This is a genomic window from Corallococcus sp. BB11-1 (assembly GCF_026626625.1).
GTDB classification, from domain to species: Bacteria; Myxococcota; Myxococcia; order Myxococcales; family Myxococcaceae; genus Corallococcus; species Corallococcus soli.
Genome location: NZ_JAPNJY010000001.1, coordinates 321,089 through 337,865, shown reverse-complemented (window position 1 = coordinate 337,865; position 16,777 = coordinate 321,089). Strand labels below are relative to the sequence as shown.

The 16,777-nt window shown below is 71.3% G+C and carries 14 protein-coding genes; 3 read left to right on the top strand and 11 right to left on the bottom strand.

Translation table 11 applies throughout. The features are described 5' to 3' along the window. Positions 1-4 precede the first annotated feature (4 nt). Together OV207_RS01490 and OV207_RS01485 are read right to left on the bottom strand one after the other, a co-directional pair. Positions 5-1,261: an RNA polymerase sigma factor gene (locus OV207_RS01490; protein WP_267551937.1), complete on the bottom strand. Its 1,257-nt coding sequence runs from the start codon at positions 1,259-1,261 to the stop codon at positions 5-7. Next, on the bottom strand, positions 1,254-1,601 hold the full coding sequence (locus OV207_RS01485; RefSeq protein WP_193346017.1) for a YciI family protein: 348 nt from the start codon (positions 1,599-1,601) through the stop codon (positions 1,254-1,256). Before OV207_RS01485 ends, OV207_RS01490 begins: the two co-directional genes overlap by 8 nt. A gap of 209 nt (positions 1,602-1,810) precedes the next feature. Between OV207_RS01485 and OV207_RS01480 the strand changes: the two genes are divergently transcribed. Together OV207_RS01480 and OV207_RS01475 are read left to right on the top strand one after the other, a co-directional pair. Continuing rightward, entirely contained in the window at positions 1,811-3,067 is a 1,257-nt protein-coding gene (locus OV207_RS01480; RefSeq protein WP_267551934.1) for a phospholipase D-like domain-containing protein, read from the top strand. A 113-nt stretch (positions 3,068-3,180) separates the two neighbouring features. After that, positions 3,181-3,837, top strand: a complete 657-nt coding sequence (locus OV207_RS01475) for an NAD(P)H-binding protein (protein ID WP_267551933.1) — start codon at positions 3,181-3,183, stop codon at positions 3,835-3,837. A 21-nt stretch (positions 3,838-3,858) separates the two neighbouring features. On the opposite strand, the gene OV207_RS01470 is transcribed toward OV207_RS01475, so the two are convergent. The 9 genes from OV207_RS01470 to OV207_RS01430 all read right to left on the bottom strand — a co-directional run bounded on the left by OV207_RS01470 (position 3,859) and on the right by OV207_RS01430 (position 15,938). Continuing rightward, the gene (locus OV207_RS01470) at positions 3,859-4,668 is read right to left on the bottom strand and encodes a carbohydrate ABC transporter permease (protein ID WP_267551931.1); all 810 of its coding nucleotides are present in this window, start codon (positions 4,666-4,668) and stop codon (positions 3,859-3,861) included. Beyond that, positions 4,665-5,489 (bottom strand): carbohydrate ABC transporter permease, encoded by an 825-nt coding sequence (locus OV207_RS01465; protein ID WP_227026789.1) that lies wholly within the window; start codon positions 5,487-5,489, stop codon positions 4,665-4,667. Before OV207_RS01465 ends, OV207_RS01470 begins: the two co-directional genes overlap by 4 nt. Before the next feature lie 62 nt (positions 5,490-5,551). Continuing rightward, the gene (locus OV207_RS01460; protein WP_267551930.1) at positions 5,552-6,832 is read right to left on the bottom strand and encodes an ABC transporter substrate-binding protein; all 1,281 of its coding nucleotides are present in this window, start codon (positions 6,830-6,832) and stop codon (positions 5,552-5,554) included. A 56-nt stretch (positions 6,833-6,888) separates the two neighbouring features. After that, positions 6,889-7,533 (bottom strand): EcsC family protein, encoded by a 645-nt coding sequence (locus OV207_RS01455; protein ID WP_267551928.1) that lies wholly within the window; start codon positions 7,531-7,533, stop codon positions 6,889-6,891. Positions 7,534-7,667: 134 nt separating this feature from the next. After that, the gene (locus tag OV207_RS01450; RefSeq protein WP_267551926.1) at positions 7,668-9,287 is read right to left on the bottom strand and encodes an LVIVD repeat-containing protein; all 1,620 of its coding nucleotides are present in this window, start codon (positions 9,285-9,287) and stop codon (positions 7,668-7,670) included. 132 nt (positions 9,288-9,419) lie between these two features. Continuing rightward, positions 9,420-11,006: a sensor histidine kinase gene (locus OV207_RS01445; RefSeq protein ID WP_267551925.1), complete on the bottom strand. Its 1,587-nt coding sequence runs from the start codon at positions 11,004-11,006 to the stop codon at positions 9,420-9,422. Beyond that, a complete protein-coding gene (locus OV207_RS01440) occupies positions 11,003-11,464 on the bottom strand; it encodes a response regulator (protein WP_267551924.1) in 462 nt (153 codons plus the stop codon). Before OV207_RS01440 ends, OV207_RS01445 begins: the two co-directional genes overlap by 4 nt. Then, entirely contained in the window at positions 11,457-14,870 is a 3,414-nt protein-coding gene (locus tag OV207_RS01435; protein WP_267551923.1) for a PAS domain-containing protein, read from the bottom strand. Before OV207_RS01435 ends, OV207_RS01440 begins: the two co-directional genes overlap by 8 nt. 210 nt (positions 14,871-15,080) lie before the next feature. Then, the gene (locus OV207_RS01430) at positions 15,081-15,938 is read right to left on the bottom strand and encodes a DUF4846 domain-containing protein (RefSeq protein ID WP_267552763.1); all 858 of its coding nucleotides are present in this window, start codon (positions 15,936-15,938) and stop codon (positions 15,081-15,083) included. 245 nt (positions 15,939-16,183) lie between these two features. On the opposite strand from OV207_RS01430, the gene OV207_RS01425 reads away from it, so the two are divergent. Next, a complete protein-coding gene (locus OV207_RS01425; RefSeq protein ID WP_267551922.1) occupies positions 16,184-16,762 on the top strand; it encodes a CDP-alcohol phosphatidyltransferase family protein in 579 nt (192 codons plus the stop codon). The last annotated feature ends 15 nt before the right edge of the window (positions 16,763-16,777 follow it).

Below are 16,777 nucleotides of genomic sequence, written 5' to 3'. Positions count from 1 at the left end.
CACCTCACCCCAGGGCACGAGCACGGCCCAGCAGGTACTCACGCTGCGGCGGTGTCCTCGCCAGCGCGGCGGCCTGCCGGAAGCAGTCCGCCGCCCTGCCCCGCTCCCCCGCCTGCTCCAGCAACATGCCCTCCACGGCGAAGCGGTACGGGTAGCGCTGGAGCACCCCCATCGCGCGCAGCGGCCCCAGCGCCTCCAACGCCGCGGCCGGTCCCCGCACGCGCCCCAGCGCCACCACGCGCCCCAGCGCCACGATGGGCGAGGGCTGGAGCGAGAGCAGCGCGTCGTACAACGCCAGCAACCGCGCGCTGTCCTCCGGCCCCGGCACTGCGTTGTTCGCATGCAGCAGGGCGATCTCCGCCTCCAGGTGCAGCGGCGTCAGCACCGGCCCCATGGACGCATGCAGGTGCCCCAGCCCCCGGGCGCGCAGCACGGGCGACGCCTCCGTCCCCTCCCGCGCCGCCTGCGGCACGAACGCGCCCCGCGCATCCACGCGGCCCGGCAGTCGCGCGGCGCGGAAGCAGAACAGCGCGGCCAGGGCGTGGCCCTCCGGCGTCGCGGTGCCCGGGTGCGCGAGCAGCACCTCCGCCAGCCGCAGCGCCTCCGCGCACAGCTCCGCGCGGGACAGGTCGTGGCCCTCGGAGGCTTCGTAGCCTTCGTTGAAGAGCAGGTAGAGCGCGGGGTGCACCGCGCCCAGCCGCTCCGGCAGCGCCTCCGGGGGCGGCACCTCCAGCGTCGCGCGACAGGTGCGCAGCGTGCGCTTCGCGCGCACCAGCCGCTGCGCCACCGTGGGCTCGTCGGCGAGCAGCGCGGCGGCGACCTCGCGCACGGAGAAGCCGCACGCCACCTTCAACGTGAGCGTCACCTGCACCTCGCGCGAGAGCGCCGGGTGACAGCACGCGAAGAGCAACCGCAGCGCGTCGTCCGGAAGCTCGGCCGCGTAGCGCGTGGGCTCCGCGTCCGGCTCCACGCCGTCCTCCTCCGGCGCCTCCGGGGCCTCGGGGGCACGCAGGCGCACGAGGTCCGTCAGCCGGTTGGCCGCCACGCGCAGCAGCCACGCGCGCGGCTGCTCCGGAACGCCATGGAAGCCCCAGGTGCGGGCGGCCTGGAGCATGGCGAACTGGACCGCGTCCTCGGCCAGGTCCAGGCGCCCCAGGCCCACGCGCCGGGCCAGCGCCGCGACGAGGCCGGCGGACCACTGGCGGAAGGCCAGGTCCAGCACCGCGCGGACGTCGGTGGAGGCCGGCGGCGTCTCAGGCATCGTCGATGGCGCGCAGCTCGACTTCACCGTGGCGCAGGTGGGGACAGGTCCGGGCCAGGGCCACCGCGTCGTCGTACGACTCCGCCGACAGGATGAAGAGGCCGCCCACCACGTCCTTCACCTCCGCGTACGGCCCGTCCGACACCAGCAGCTGGCCACCCTGCTGCTTCAGGCGCCGGCCGCCCTCGTCCACCAGCTTCTCCGACAGCAGCAGGCGGCCCTCGCCGCGCAGCCGGTCGCTCCACTGGATGTACTCCTCCACGATGGCCTGGAGCTCCGCGGGCGACTTGGTGGCGAAGTGGGCGGGGTTCTCGTGCAGCAGCATCAGGTAGCGGGACATGGGGTGGACCTTTCGTGCGACGGCGGGTGCGCCGGCCCGCGACATGCGGAGCGTTCACCCGAAAAGACGGCCCATGTCGCGGAAGATCGACATGCCCCTGAACGGGACATCGCTTCCAGCCCGTCCCTACTTCGCCGCACCCTGCGCACACCCACCCAGGCCGCCAGAGAACACTCGCCTCGTCCTCGCGGGTGACACGGCCTTCGCGCGTGCCTACCCCTCAAGACCAGGAGGCAGCGGGCACCGACGTGGGCAAGGACTGGCGATGGGTGGCGGGGTTGGGGGCGCTGATGCTCGCGGGATGTCCGTCCGCGTGCACCACGGAGGAGTCGTCACGTCCATTCCATCTCACGGGACAGGTGGGTTCGCGCGGTGCGGACTTCGCGGCGGCGCTGTACCAGACGACGGGCGTGCGGATGGAACCGCGCAACCGCATCCGGTGGGCGAACAACGGCGCCGTGTTCGACGTGATGGTGGAAGAAATCGGTCGGGCCCGCGCCTCCATCAACATCGTGATGTTCATCTGGCGTCCGGGGCGAGCCTCCGACCGGATGATTGAAGCCCTGAGCGAACGTGCCACCAGGGGAGTCACCTGCCGCGTGCTGGTGGACCCCATGGGCAGCGGCCCGTTCGAGAAGGAGGTGAAGCCGAAGCTGGAAGCGGCCGGCTGTGAGGCGCACATGTTCCGCCCGCTGCCCGCGGACGAGAACCTGGCGCGCAACCACCGGAAGATCCTCGTGGTGGACGGCAAGGTGGCCGTCACCGGCGGGCTCGCCATCCAGGACGAATGGCTGGGCGAGGCGCGCAACGAGAAGGAGTGGCGGGACACCAACGCGCGCATCCAGGGCCCGGTGGTGGCGCAGCTCCAGCAGGCCTTCGCGGAGAACTGGCAGGAGTCCACGGGCGAATTGCTGCCCGCCACGGACTTCCCCACGCTGTCGCAGGGCCAGCCCGGCCTGGACGAAGCGGGTGGGGGCTGGGCGGGCTTCGTCAGCAGCACGGCGAACCCGGAGGTGACGCGCGCGGAGCGGCTGACGCAGTTGATGGTGAAGGCGGCGAAGGAGCGGCTGTGGATCTCCCAGTCGTACTTCACGCCCAACGACGCGCTCATGCGGCTGCTGGTGGAGCGGGCGCGGGCGGGCGTGGACGTGCGGGTCCTGACGCCCGGGGACAAGAACGACCAGCCGGCCATCACGTTGTTGCAGCGCGCGACCTACGACACGCTGCTGGAGGCGGGCGTGCGCATCTGGGAATACCAGCCGTCGATGATGCACGCCAAGACGATGCTGGTGGATGACCGGCTGGTGCTGGTGGGGTCCATCAACTACGACGCGCTGTCCTTCAACCTGCTGGAAGAGGGCTCGCTGGTGCTGGAGGACGTGAAGGCGGCGCGCGAGCTGGAGGCCTTCTTCCTGGAGGACGTGAAGCGGGCGCGCGAAGTCCACGCCGAGCGCGCCGCGCGCTGAAGGCCCGGGTGCTGTCCGGTTTCGCGCGGGAGCGCGGGAAGCCCTGGGCAAGCCATGGGCCCCTGTGCTCAAGAGGGAGCGCGGGCCAGCGGTCAGGCCCGGGAGACGCCACCATGAGCACCGACTCCCCTCGTCATCTCTTCATCGCGGGCGCCACGGGCGCGACCGGCCGCACGCTGATGCGACAGGCCCTGGCGCGCGGGCTGGACGTGCTCCCGCACGTCCGTCCCAAGAGCACGGGCACGGAGCCCGCGAGCACCTGGCCGAAGAAGGCGGTGCTGGAGCTGGCGGACGCGCCCGCGCTGGCGGAGGCGATGCGAGGCTGCACCACGGTGCTCCAGCTCATCGGCACGATGCGCAAGCGCTTCGCGGCGGGAGACACCTACGAGTCGAGCGACATCGGCACCACGCAGCAACTGGTGGACGCGGCGAAGGTCGCGGGCGTGGACCACATCGTGCTGCTCACGTCGGTGGGCGCGGGCCGTCCGGTGGGCGCGTACCTGAAGGCCAAGGCGGAGGCGGAGCGCATCGTGCGCGACAGCGGCATCGCGTTCACGATGGTGCGCCCGCCCGCGCTGGAGGGCGAATACCACCGCCCACCCGGCCTCCTGCACACGCTCGGGAAGCTGCCGCTGCTGGGCAACCTCAAGCCCATGCACCTGGACCAGCTGGCTACTGTGCTGCTGCGCGTGGCGGAGCGCCGGGCTCCCATCAACGCGGTGCTCGAAGGCAAGAGCCTGTGGGCGGAAGTCGAAGCCGCGGGGCGGTAGTCAGACCCACGCGGCCCCGCGCTACTCCTTCACCGCCCCGGCCGTGAGGCCGGACACGATGCGCCGCTGGAACAGCACCGTCAGCACCACCAGCGGCAGCGTCGCCACCACGGACGCGGCGGCGATCTCCCCCCACGGTTCCTTGTACTCACTGGCGAAGAGGCTGATGGCCACCGGCACCGTGCGCTTCTCCGGCGTGGACAGGAACGTCAGCGCGTAGAGGAACTCGTTCCACGCGAAGATGAAGACCAGGATGGCCGTCGTCGCCAGCCCCGGCGCCGCCAATGGCAACAGCACCCGGCGGAACGCGCCAAACGGCGTGCACCCATCCACCCGCGCCGCCCGGTACAGCTCGTCCGGGAGCTGGCGGAAGAACGACGTCAGCACCCACAGCGTCAACGGCAGCGCGAACGTCGTATACGGCAGCGCCAGCCCCACCAGGCTGTCCCGCAGGCCCACCGCGTTGAGGATGAGGTACAGCGGGCTCACCGTGGCGATGGGCGGGAACATCGACACGCCCAGCGCCGCGGACAGCAGCAGGCCCCGCCCCCGGAACTCCAGCTTCGCCAGCGCGAACGCCGCCGACGCGCCCACCGTCAGGCAGAACAGCGTCGTCAGCGTCGCCACCACCAGCGAGTTCAACACCGCCCACAGGAACGGCCGCCCGAACAGCACGCTCTGGTAGTTCGCGCCCGTCAGGTGCGACGGCCACGGCCGCGTCAGCTCCCCGTCCGGCCACAGGCTCGTCAGCACCTGCCACAGGAACGGGCCCAGGAAGAACGTGAGGAACGCCACCACGGCCAGCGCCGTGCCCAGCCCCGGCCGCCTCATCGCCGTCCCTCCTCACGCCCCAACCACTTCAGCCACACCACCGCCAGCAGCACCACGCACAGGAACGTCGCCACCGACAGCGCGCTGCCGTAGCCGAAGTCACCGGAGCGCATCAGCGTCTTGTACGCGTAGATGCTCAGCGTCTCCGTCGTGTTCGCCGGCCCGCCCTCCGTCAGGACATAGATGGCGTCGAACACGCGGAACGCATCCAGCGACCGGAACAGCACCGCCAGGAGCAGCGCGGGCTTGAGCAGCGGCAGCGTGATGGCGCGGAACTGCCGCCACGTCGAAGCGCCGTCCACCCGCGCGGCCTTGTAGAGGTCCTCCGGAATGCCCTGCAACCCCGCCAGCACCAGCAGCGCCACGAAGGGCGTCGTCTTCCACACGTCCACCAGGATGGCGGCGTGCAGCGCGTACCCGGGCGCCCCCAGCCAGTTGATCTCCGCGCCGCCCAGCAGGCGGTTGATGAGCCCGTAGTCCGGGTTGAACATCCACGCCCACAGCCGGGCGCTCACCACCGTGGGAATGGCCCACGGCACCAGCACCGACGCGCGCAGCAGCCCCCGTCCCGGGAACGCGCGGTTGAGCAGCAGCGCCAGCGGCACCGCGAGCAGCAGCTCCACCGTCACCGCCACCGCCGTGAAGTACGCGGTGTTCCCCAGCGCCGACCAGAAGCGCGCATCCCCGACGAGGTAGACGTAGTTCGCGAGCCCCGTGAAGCGCCGCTCTCCGAACACCAGGATGAAGCGGTGCAGGCTCAACCAGATGGCCGCCAGCACCGGGTAGAGCGCCACCACGGCCAGCACCAGCACGGCGGGCATCACCAACAGGTACGCCTGCCGCCGCTCCCGGGCCTGCGAGCCGCCACGCACCACCGGAGCGCTCACTGCGCGTCCTCCACCGTTGCACCGGTCAGGTGGTCCACCTGCTTCTGCGCGCGCGTCAGTGACACCTCCGGCGAGCGGATGCCGGACACGGCGGCGGAGAACTCGCTCTGGAGCACGTCCGCGATGAGCAGGTAGTACGGCGTGACCGGCCGGGGCCGCGCCCGCGCCAGCGCCTCCTTCAGGCTGGCGATGAAGGGCTCCGCCCGCCTCAGCTCCGGATCGTCATACAGCGCCAGCCTCGGTGGGTTGCGAGCGTAGTGCAGCGCCAGCACCCGGTTCGCCTCCGGAGACGTCAGGTGCGCGATGAGCCGGGCCGCGGCCTTCCGGCGAGCGGGCGAAACGTGCGCGTTCACCGCGAGCTGCCATCCCCCCAGCGTCCCCCACCCCGGCTGGCCATCCTTCGTCGGCAGCGGCGCGATGCCCACCTTGCCCCGGATGGGAGAGCCCTCCGCCTGCGCCTCGCTCCACGCATAGGGCCAGTTGCGCATGAACACCGCGCGGCCCTCCTGGAACACGCGCCGCGCCTCCTCTTCACCAAACCCCGTCACCGTTTGCGGAGACAACCCGTCCGCGATCAACCCGTGCAGGTACGCCAGCGCCTCGCGAGCGGGCTCCGTCTCCAGCAGCACGCGCCCGTCCTCCCCCAGGGACTGGCCCCCATGGCCCCAGATGGCCTCGTACACGTTGCACGTCAGGCCCTCGTACTGCCGGCCCTGCCACACGTAGCCCTGGATGCCCGGCGCCTTCGCCATCGCGTCGCGGGTGAAGCGCCGCAGCTCCTCGTAGGTGCGCGGTGCGCGCGGCACCAGGTCCGTGCGGTAGTAGAGGACGCCCACGTCCACGTACCAGGGCACCGCGTACGTGCGGCCCTCCACCACGACGGAGTCCACCGGCCCGGGGAGGAACTCCTCGCGAAGCCGCGCCGGGGGAAAGTCCTCGGACAGGTCCGCCACCCACCCTGCCCGGGCGAACTCCGGCACCCACACGACGTCCGCCACCAGCACGTCGAAGTCCGTCGCCTTGCCCTGCAACGACGTGAGGAAGAACTGGTGCGCCAGGTCCGACGAATTCGGCAGCGCCTCCGTCACCAGCTCCACGTCCGGGTTCGCGCGCGAATACCCCGCCAGCAGCTCACGGAACGGCGCCGGGTCTCCCCACAGCGGCTGGAACTTGAAGACGATGCGCGTGCGGCCCGCCGCCCCCTGCTCCTCCGACGAGCGTTTGCAGCCCGCCGAAACGAGGCCCAGCGCGACGAACAGAACGAGGAGGCGGCCCATGCGCCCGGATGAGTCCAGCGCCAGGACCCACCGTCAACGCAAGGTACGCGCCCGGGTCATCCAGGCGACATGCCCGGGGACGGCAGCGGCCCCGGGCAGAACAGCCGCCGCGCCGTGGCGCCCACCGCGCGGCACGCGAGCGCATCCACCGCGCCGCCCACCAGCCCGCCGGCCAGGGGCACCACCTTGGACAGGTTCACGATGCCCCTCGGGCCCGCCTTGCTCACCAGCCGGAAGCCCACCGCGCGGTTGATGCTGCTCAGCGCGTGCTTCGGCACCGCCTCCAGCGCGCGCATCCCCAACTGGTGGCCCACCTCGATGCCGGCCTGCTTCACCACTTCCTTGCCGATGTCGCCCACGATGGCCAGCAGCGTGAGCGTCCGCACGCGGTCCTCCTCCACGTCGTGCCCGTGGATCCGCGCGATGGCGCCCACCAGCCGCGCCTGCACCGCCCACGACACGCCCAGGCCCGCGGGCAGCGCCACCGGCAGCGTGAGCAGCCCACCCAGCCCGGACAGGAAGCCCGTGGTGAACAGCTTCCCCGTCTCCCAGTGGATGAGCGCGTTGATGCGCGCCTCGTGGTCCGCGTAGCGCGCATCGCCCAAGTACTCGTCCGCCAGCCCCGCCGCGCTGCACAGCGGGCCCAGGCCCGCGAAGCCCGCGTCCAGGACGGCGTTCACGACTTCCAGCGGCTTCGACATGCGTCCCACCTTCCGCCTTGAGCCTAGAGCGGGCCTCGACGTCGGGAAAGGCGACCGGAGCAAGCCCGCTCGGCCGCTCGGCACACCCCGGCGAAGGGGGAGGAAGGAGCGGTCCCCTCCCTCCCATCTCGCACTCAGGGCTCGTTGAAGATGAGCAGCCCGCGCGACGTGTCCACCACGTAGACATACCCGTCGCCCGGGACGCGGATCCCAATGGCGCCCTCGAAGACGCTGGCCGTCCGGCGCGGGTCGTTCTCCTGGTAGGTGTTGAAGTAGGCAACCTCCTTGGGGCGCGTGGGGTTGGCCACGTCGAACACCCGCACGCCTTCCTGGTACCAGGAGACGTACAGCCGGGTGCCCTTCAGGATCATGTTGTGGATGGACGTGGTGGCGCGCATCCGGTGCTCACCGATGAGCTGGATGTGGGCCGGGTCGGTGACATCCAGCACGCGAAGGTGCGCACCATCCTGCTCACTGCCTTCGAACGCGATGGTGCGGCCCGCGAAGGTCCCCACCGCGCTGGCGTGGCTGTATTGCCGGTGGTGGAAGTACCGCCCCAGCTCCTTGACCTGCATGGGGTCACTCGGGTCGGTGACCAGGAAGCCGATGTCCGTGTGGTTGATGTAGAGGCGGCCCTCGTAGGCGAAGGCGTCGTGCGGATAGGTGGAGATGAACTCCTCTGACGAGAAGGTGACGCGGTTGAGCAGGACGGGGTCCCGCGGCGACGTGATGTCGAAGATGAGCGTCTGACTGTTGGGCCAGATGGCCATGGCGTAGAGCCGGTTGCCGTCCACGAACAGGGTGTGCACGTCCAGGGGCGCGCCGTTGGGCACGCTGCGGATGTAGGTCGGATCCCCCGGATTCGAGATGTCATAGAGGATGACGCCGGAAGCGCGCGTGGCGATGTAGAGGACGTCGTCCTTCGCCCACGCGGCGTTCCAGTACCCATCGCCCGGCAGGGAGATGACCTTCTTCAACACGGGGTGGGCGCGGTCGGTGACGTCGAAGACCGTCAATCCACCCGGAGGCATTCCTCGCGGCTGGAATGACACCACGTAGGCATGGTTCTTCGTGACGTAGACATCCCCCGGAAAGCCAAGCCCGACGAAGGATTCAGAGACGAGGTGGATGCCCCCGGCGGACTCGGCCTCACCGCGGCCAAAGATCATGCGGTCCGCGTCGAAGGTCCCCTTGTCCAGGATCAGGCCGTCGCGGCAGAACGCAAAGCAGCCGGTGAAGTGGTTGGGCTCAGGCACGTCACAGCCCGCCATCACGAACTGCATGCGTGAGCCACCGCTCGTGCTGTAGCCACCCGTGAAGAAGATGCCCTGGTCGCCAAACTGCTGCCGCGTGAGGGGCTGGTCACTCATGAATCCCGGGCCGCCGTCACTCGGGAGCACGATGCCGGACCCTCCAAAGAACGGGTACTCGCCTGACTCCGGGCGCATCTCGAACATGTAGATGCCTTGCGCATCCACCTTGCTGAGCGCGCCCTGATTGCATCGCGACACGTCGAAGAGGGCCGGGTTGTCGCACTCGAGCCGGGTTCCGATGGGCGCGGTGTACTCGCAGGGGGCCAGGACGCCGCGGTCAAGCCAGTCGCCCTTGTCTTCGAGCGGGGTGTAGGTGCCATCCCACGCCACCACCGGGGGCGTGCCGGCATCCGTTGGCCCCTTCGCGTCGTCGGAGCAGGCCATCAGCAGTACGGGGCAGGCGAGCAGCAGCATTCCCAGACGGCGCGGAAGACACATCATCAAGAGGGGCTCCAGTGCTGGGCATTCTCCGACCGTGCGTGCTCGGATTCACCCGCAGTGTAGGGCCGTTCGCGAAAGGGAGATAGGGGGCCGCTTGCGACGCGGCGACGCCCCTTCTCCACCGTGACGCGCCTACGACTCCGTGCCGGAGGAGGGCGTTTCGCTCGCGGGCACGCGTGGCAGGCGCACGGTGAACTCCGTGCCCTCACTGGCCGACGAGCGCGCGTCCACCGTGCCCCCGTGCGCCAGCACCAGCTGCCGCACGATGTACAACCCCAGCCCGATGCTGCGCTCGGAGCGGCCCACCATCGTGCCGCGCTGGAGCGGCTCGAAGATGCGCGGCAGCAGCTCCGGCTGGATGGGGTCTCCCCCGTTGCGCACGTGGACGACGAGCGCGTCCGGCTCTCCCCGGCTCTCCACCCGCACGGGCGTGTCCTCCGGGCTGTACTTCAGCGCGTTGCCCAGGATGTTGGACAGCACCTGCGCCATCCGGTCCGAATCCCACGCGCCCTGCCCATCCCCCTCCTGCGCCACCAGGATGGTGCGCTCCGGGTGCGCCGTGCGCGCCTCCTCCACCACCTGCATCGTCAGCGCGTGGAAGTCACACGGCGCCGCCTGCACCGGGATGCCGCCGCCCATGCGCGCCTGGGTGAAGTCCAGCAGGTCGCGGATCATCCGCGTCGCCCGCTCCGCCGCGGACAGGATGCGCGCCGCCGCCTTCGCGTGCCACGGCTGGATGTCCTCGCGCCGCAGCATCAGCGACGCCCCGGTGAGGATGGCCCCCAGCGGGTTGCGCAGGTCGTGGCTCACGATGCCAATGAGCTGCTGCTCGAACTCCACCCGCTTCTGGGCCTCGTGCACCAGCTTCTGCTTCTCCTCCTCCGCGCGCCGCCGCTCGGTGATGTCGCGCAGGGCGCCCACGATGCGCCGCACCTTGCCGCTCGCCCCGCGCACGATGCAGCCCTGCGCCGCCACGTACGCATACGACGCGTCCTTGCGCAGCACCCGGTACTCGTCCTGCCACCGGTCCTCGTCCGCCTCGAAGGCCCGCTGCAACCCGGACAGCACCCGCTCGCGGTCATCCTCGTGGATGTGCCGCCGCCACCACGCCGCGTCCGCGCCCACCTCCTCCAGCCGGAAGCCGAAGACCTCCTCCGTCGCGTCGCCAATCCAGTGCATCGCGTCCGTTTGCAGGTCCCAGTCCCAGATGGCGTCGAAGCTCGCGTGCGCCACCAACTGGTAGCGCTCCTCCGAACGGCGCAGCGCCTCCTCCGTGCGCTTGCGCAGCCGCACCCCCTCCGCCTCGCGCAGGGCCCGGCGCACGCTGGGCCCCAGCCGCTCCAGCCGGTCCTTGAGCACGTAGTCGGTGGCGCCGCGCTTGAGCAGCTCGATGGCGCGGTCCTCGCCCAGCGCCCCGGAGACGAACAGGAAGGGCGTGTCCGGACACACCGCCTGCGCCGCCTCCAGCGCGCTCATCCCGTCGAAGCCCGGCACGTTGTAGTCGGACAGGATGAGGTCGAACTTCCCCTTCGCCAGCGCGTGGGTGAAGGCCGTCCGGCCCGCGGCGCACTCCAGCGTCGCGGGCAGCCCGCCCTCCTCCAGCTGCGCGGCCACCAGCTGCGCATCCAGCGGGCTGTCCTCCAGCAGCAGGATGGACAGCGGACGCCCGGAGGCGGCGGCCGGATTCAGCTCCAGCGCGGCATTGCCGCGTCCACTCACTTCGGGGCTCCCGGCGTGGGCGCCCCCGGGGGCGGCTGGTTCACCACCGCCCAGAACAGGCCCAGCTCGCGCAGCGCGGACACGAAGTCCGGGAAGGCCACCGGCTTCACCACGTAGGCATTCACGCCCAGGCCATAGCTGCGCGCCAGGTCCCGCTCCTCGCGCGACGAGGTGAGCATCACCACCGGCACGGCCTTCAGCTCCGGGGCGCCCTTCACCTTCTCCAGCACCTCCAGCCCGTCCACCTTCGGCAGCTTCAGGTCCAGCAGCACCACGGCCGGGTGGCCGTCCTGGCGGCCCGCGTACTCCCCCTTGCGGAAGAGGTAGTCCAGCGCCTGCTGCCCGTCGCGCACCACCACGACCTCGTTGGCCAGGTGCACCTCCTCCAGCGCCGCCAGCGTGAGCGCCACGTCGTTGGCGCTGTCTTCGACCAGGAGGATCCTCTTGAGCTCAAGCACGCGTGCGCTCTTCTTCCTTCTTCTCCGTCAGCGGAGAAGTCCGGGGCAGGGTGAAGGTGAAGGTCGCGCCCTGCCCCACGGCGCCCTCCGCCCAGGTCCGTCCGCCATGGCGGGACACGATGCGCCGCACGTTCGCGAGCCCGATGCCGGTGCCCTCGAACTCCTCGGCCGTGTGCAGCCGCTGGAAGACGCCAAACAACTTGTCCACATACTGCATCTCGAAGCCCACGCCGTTGTCGCGCACCCAGACCACCGCTTCCCCTTCCGCCTCGCGCGCCCCCACCTCGATGAGGGCCTCCGGCTTCGGACGCGTATACTTCAGTGCATTGGCCAGCAGGTTGTGGATCACCTGTCGCAACAATGCCGGGTCGCCCTCCACCGTCGGCAGCTCGCTCACCTGCCACCCGACCTGGCGCCCGCTCTCTTCCGGCAGCAGGTCCTTGCGGGCCTCCGTCACCAGCTGCCCCAGGTCCACCGGCGTGCGCCGCATCTCCGCCCGGCCCATGCGGCTGAACGCCAGCAGGTCGTCCACCAGCGTGCCGCCCTGCTTCGCCGCGCCGGCGATGGTGGTGAGGTAGCCCCGCGACACGTCGTCCAGCTTCGCCGCCGCCCGCCGCTCCAGCAACTGCGCGAAGCCGGTGATGTGGCGCAGCGGCGCGCGCAGGTCGTGTGACACGGAGTAGCTGAAGGACTCCAGCTCCTTGTTCGCCTCCTGGAGCTGGGCGGTGCGCTCGCGCACGCGCTTCTCCAGGCCGGTGTTCAGGCGGCGGATCTCCTCCTCCGCCAGCTTCAGGGCCTCCACCGCCTTGCGCTCATCGTCGATGTCCGTGTTCGTGCCGAACCAGCGGACGATCCTCCCCTCCGCGTCCCGCACCGGCATCGCTCGCGACAGGAACCAGCGGTAGGTGCCATCCGCGCGGCGCAGGCGGAACTGGTCCTCCCACAGCCGGCCCTCGCGCATCGCCTCCTGGTAGTGCGCCACCACCCGGTCCACGTCGTCCGGGTCATGCACGGACTTCCAACCCCAGCCCGCCATCTGCTCCAGGCTCGTGCCGGTGTAGTCGTACCAGCGCTGGTTGTACCAGAAGATGCTGCCGTCCGGCTCCGTCATCCAGGACAGCTGCGGGATGGAGTCCGCGAGCGTGCGGAACTGCTGCTCGCGATCCTTCAGCTCCGCGGCCAGCGCTTCGATGCGCCGGCGCGCGACCACCTGCTCGGTGACCTCCCACGACACGGACACGATGCCGTCCACGCGCCCCTCCGCGTCGCGCAGCGGCTGGAACGTGAGGTTGAAGAAGCCCTCGGGTGCGTCCTCGCCCTGGTCGCGCCCCAGGCGCAGGGGAATCTCACGCCCCTGGTACGTCTCTCCCGTGCGGTAGACCGTCTCCAGTTGCTCGATCTGCCCCTGGTCCTTCAGCTCCGGCAGGGCCACGCGGACGGGCAGCCCCATCAGGGGCCGCGAGCCGGTGAGCTTCAGGCGCAGGTCGTTGGCCATCTCGAACACCAGGTCTGGGCCGCGCAGCACGGTGATGGCGGCGGGCAGCTGCTTGAGCACCGCGAACAGGTTGCGCCGCTCCGCCTGCGCCGTCTCGTACAGGCGCGCGTTCTCCAGCGCCACGCTGGCCATCTGCGCCAGCTGCACGGCGACCATCTCGTCCTCCGCGTCGAAGTCGCCCTCCTGCTTGTCGGACACCTGCACCAGCCCCAGGTTGCGGCCGTCGTGCCCCACCAGCGGCGCCGCCAGGAAGCCGCGCAGGGGCAGCGCCGGCTCCGGCGTGGGCGTCGCGTCCCGCCACGCCGGATGCGCCTGCAACGCCTCGCGCGTCAGGCGCAGCGAGCGGTTCTCCCGGCACACCTGGGCGAAGAGGCCCCGCTCGTCCACCACCGCCGCGCCGTCCGCGCCCACGCCCGACAGGGCGGTGAGCGGCTGGGCCGAATCACGTCCCTCCATCATCAGCACGGCGGACTGGTTCGCGCCCATCAGCTTGCGCGCCTTGAGGGTGACCAGGTCCAGGATGGCCTGCACGCCTCCTGCCGCGTTGAGCGCCAGGCTCGCGCGCGACAGCCCGCGCAGCTGCTCGGTGCGGCGCAGCTCCCCCGCCAGCAGCCGCGCCCGCTCCTCCTCCGCGAGCCGGGCCTCGGTGATGTCCTGCACCGTGCCCACGAAGCGCAGGGCCCGCCCGTCCTCGAAGAGCGTCCGCCCCGTGGCGCGCACCCAGCGCACCACGCCATCCTCCAGCCCCACGGTGCGGTAGGCGACGTCGTAGTCGCCCGTGCCGGATGGGTCCGTGCTGCGCGCCACCGCCTGGTTCACGCGCTCGCGGTCCTCCGGGTGCAGCCCCTCCAGGAACCGCGCGTAGGTGACCTCCCCGTCCGGCGGCAGGCCGAAGAGGGTCTTGCAGCGCGCATCCCAGTCCAGCGCGCCCGTCAGCATGTTCATGTCGAAGGTGCCCAGCTGCGTGGCCGTCAGCGCCATCCGCAGGCGCTGCTCGCTCTCACGCAGGGCCTCCTGCTGGCGGCGCAGGTCCTGGGTGAGCGCCTCCGTCTGCTGGCGCGAGCGCACCCACTCCGTCACGTCGGTGGCCAGCGTGATGATGCCGGACACCTTGCCGTCCACCTCCACCAGCGGCTGGTAGATGACGTTGAAGAAGACGGACTCCAGCTTGCCGTTGCGCATCAGCGGCACCTGGAACTCGGGCCGCATGAAGGGCTGCTTCGTGCGCACCACGTCGCGCAGCACCTGGAGGATCTCCGGCTGCGCCGCCATCTCCGGGAACACCGTCGTCAGGGGGGTGCCCGGCGCCACCTTCCGGCCCACCAGCAGCTCGTAGTGGGGGTTCGCCAGCTCGAAGGTGAAGTCCGGCCCGCGCACGATGGAGATGCCCACCGGGGCCTGCATGAGGAAGGTGTGCAGCCGCTCGCGGTGCACCACCTCCAGGGCGCTGCGCTCGCGCTCGCGCAGCGCCTCTTCCCGCAGCTGCACGGCCTCGCGCGCCAGGTGCAGCTCCACGAACATCGACACCTTGGCCAGCAGGATCTCAGGGCGCAGCGGCTTGCGCAGGTAGTCCACCGCGCCGTGCGCGTACGCGGCCAGCCACTCCTTCTCGTCCCCGTCGCCCGCGGTCATCAGCAGCACGGGCGTGCGCTTGTTGCGCTCGCGCTCGCGCATCAGGTTCAGCACGTCCACGCCCGTCATGTCGCCCAGGTTCATGTCCATCAGGACGGCGGCGAAGTCCTCGTCCAGCACCCGCCGCAGCGCCTCGCGGCCGGACGCGGCGCGCACCAGGCGCTGTCCCAGGGGCGCGAGGATGCCCTCCAGCGCCAGCAGGTGGCCGGGGGTGTCGTCGACGATGAGCAGGCTCGCCCGGCGGGGAGAGGAGGACAGGGGCGCGGCGGCGGAGGACATGGTGGAGGCTCGGGGACCGGGACCCCCTTCCTTTAGGCTGCTTGGTGGTGCGCGGGGGGAGCACGAACCCGGAAGCGGCGCGGCCGCGTTGACGGCAGGACAACACTTCGCCGCCCCACCCTCCAGCGGAACCCCGCGGCCCCACGCCCCCACTGCCTCCCCGTCTGCCCGGGGACGCACCGGGAGGGCGCCCGGCGCGGGGAGCCCGGCTCAGGGCGACGGCAGTCGGCGCAGCGACGTCATCGGGAACGGCGCCCAGAAGGGCGTCGCCACGGCGTCGCCTTCCAGGGAGAACCAGGGACCGTCCCGGCCCGCGAGCACGTGGAAGTCCTGCGCGGGCGTGAAGCCCTGCCCTATCAGCGCCACGCGCTCGCCCTTCGCGTTGGTGGCCACGTCCAGCACCAGCACGGTGTGGCCGGGGCTGCCGCCCAGGACGAAGAAGTCCCCGGGGCGCAACTGCTCGCGGGTGGGCCGCGCGCCCTCGGCCTGGATGGACAGCGTGCCCGCGTAGGTGAAGAGCAGGTCCAGGTACGCGCGGAAGGCCTTGCGCGACGCATCCGCCGCCCCGGCGCCCGGCACCCACGTCACCTTCGAACCGGAGACGCGCGCCCGGTCCCCCGCCGCGTACCGGGGCCACGACGCCACGTGCCCGCTGGTGAAGCGGTAGGCGATGCGCTCCTTCTGCCCGGAGGCCCACCGCCACTCGGCGTGCAGCCGGAGGATGGAGTCCGCGCATTGCTGGAGGTTCACGGAGCCCACGTCCAGCTCCCCCACCGCCGCCAGCCGCGCGTCGCGGGCGGCAAGCACCGTCCCTCCGGCGAAGTCGCGCACGGGCGAGCCTTCGGGCCGCAGGGGCAGGCCGCGCAGCCACGCGCCAAAGGACCCCGCGTCCAGGGGCACCCGCGTGTAGCCCTCCGGCGGCGCGAAGGTCTCCTCCAGCGCGCGCACCTTCGCGGTGGCGGACAGCCACGAGTAGCGCGTCCGTTCCTCCTCGGTGACGGCGTGGGGTGGGGGCGCCGCCCGCCTGGCTGCCTCGCCGCTCGCCTCACAGCTCAGGAGCAGCGGCATCGCGGTGGTGACGAGCGCGAGCACGGCGCCCGTCACCCGACGGCGCAGGGGGTGGATGGCATTCACGGGCGCAAGACTCCTGGAGGCGGACCGGGACCTTCCCGGTGCGTCCCGGTGGGACACCGGTGGGCGGTCCATGGGTCCGGGCGGATGCGGATTCAGCGGTCGCCGGGGGCGTTGGTCGCTGGACGCTCGCCGCCCGGGACAGGTGCGCCCTGGGAGCCGAGCACTACCTTTTGAGAGCCATGCACCGTCGGGCAAGCCTCGTGCTGCTCAATGCACTGTCCCTGTCGCGCCTTCCGCTCGCCGCGGTGTTCATCGTGGTGTCGGATTCGCGCCTGCGGGCGTTGCTCGTGGTGCTGGCCGCGGCCACGGACTTCCTGGACGGCTGGATTGCCCGGCACCGGGGGCTGGCCACGCGCTGGGGGGCCCTCATCGACCCCGTGGCGGACCGGGCCTTCATGGTGACGGCCTTCCTCGTGTGCCTGCTGGACGGGCTCATCGGGCCGGTGGAGCTGACGCTGCTGCTGCTGCGCGACATCGGCACGGCCATCGGGTTCATCGTCGCCAGGCTGCGCCCGGACATGCGGGCCATCGAGCTCAAGGCGCGGATGCTGGGCAAGCTCGTCACCACGTTGCAGCTCGCGGTGCTGCTGTGCGTGCTGCTCTACCCGCCGCTGGTGCGTCCGCTCGTGGCGCTCGTCTGCCTGTTGTCGCTGGCGTCGGTGGTGGACTACACGCGCGCGGTGTGGGGCCAGCGGCAGCGCCAGCAGCGGCCGCCCTCCCCACCGCTGGGCGCGCCCATGGGCTCCGTCCGCAAGTGACGCGGGCGCGCGGCC

What these genes read in the sequence shown, in the direction of transcription:
- OV207_RS01465 (WP_227026789.1), bottom strand. Translation starts at nt 5,489, where the DNA reads ATGCCCGCCGTGCTGGTGCTGGCCGTGGTGGCGCTCTACCCGGTGCTG.
- OV207_RS01435 (WP_267551923.1), bottom strand. Translation starts at nt 14,870, where the DNA reads ATGTCCTCCGCCGCCGCGCCCCTGTCCTCCTCTCCCCGCCGGGCGAGC.
- OV207_RS01485 (WP_193346017.1), bottom strand. Translation starts at nt 1,601, where the DNA reads ATGTCCCGCTACCTGATGCTGCTGCACGAGAACCCCGCCCACTTCGCC.
- OV207_RS01430 (WP_267552763.1), bottom strand. Translation starts at nt 15,938, where the DNA reads ATGCCGCTGCTCCTGAGCTGTGAGGCGAGCGGCGAGGCAGCCAGGCGG.
- OV207_RS01470 (WP_267551931.1), bottom strand. Translation starts at nt 4,668, where the DNA reads ATGAGGCGGCCGGGGCTGGGCACGGCGCTGGCCGTGGTGGCGTTCCTC.
- OV207_RS01490 (WP_267551937.1), bottom strand. Translation starts at nt 1,261, where the DNA reads ATGCCTGAGACGCCGCCGGCCTCCACCGACGTCCGCGCGGTGCTGGAC.
- OV207_RS01475 (WP_267551933.1), top strand. Translation starts at nt 3,181, where the DNA reads ATGAGCACCGACTCCCCTCGTCATCTCTTCATCGCGGGCGCCACGGGC.
- OV207_RS01450 (WP_267551926.1), bottom strand. Translation starts at nt 9,287, where the DNA reads ATGATGTGTCTTCCGCGCCGTCTGGGAATGCTGCTGCTCGCCTGCCCC.
- OV207_RS01455 (WP_267551928.1), bottom strand. Translation starts at nt 7,533, where the DNA reads ATGTCGAAGCCGCTGGAAGTCGTGAACGCCGTCCTGGACGCGGGCTTC.
- OV207_RS01425 (WP_267551922.1), top strand. Translation starts at nt 16,184, where the DNA reads ATGCACCGTCGGGCAAGCCTCGTGCTGCTCAATGCACTGTCCCTGTCG.
- OV207_RS01460 (WP_267551930.1), bottom strand. Translation starts at nt 6,832, where the DNA reads ATGGGCCGCCTCCTCGTTCTGTTCGTCGCGCTGGGCCTCGTTTCGGCG.